This window comes from Monashia sp. HAY1-5C (assembly GCF_056755255.1).
Window position 1 is genome coordinate 1 of record NZ_JBPGXG010000548.1, and the last position, 252, is coordinate 252.

The 252-nt window shown below is 67.5% G+C and carries 1 protein-coding gene; it reads right to left on the reverse strand.

Going from position 1 to position 252, the window contains the following annotated elements:
* Positions 1–252 (reverse strand): ATP-binding cassette domain-containing protein (locus tag ACR9ZK_RS22720; RefSeq protein ID WP_481344186.1); only part of this gene is annotated, 252 nt, incomplete at both ends.

Consider the following 252-nt stretch of genomic DNA (forward strand, 5'->3'; position numbering starts at 1 on the left):
GGAGAGCGACCGGGCGATGCCGATGCGCTGGCGCTGGCCGCCCGAGAAGTCGTACGGATAGCGGTTGTAGTGCTCCGGGCTCAGGCCGACCAGCTCGAGTAGGTCCTGGACCTCGCGCTTGATGCCGTGCTGGGTCTTGACGTCCTGCAGGTGGAACGGCGAGCCCACGATGGTGCCGACCGTATGCCGCGGGTTGAGGCTGCCGTAGGGGTCCTGGAAGATCATCTGCACGTCGCGCCGCAGCGGACGCAT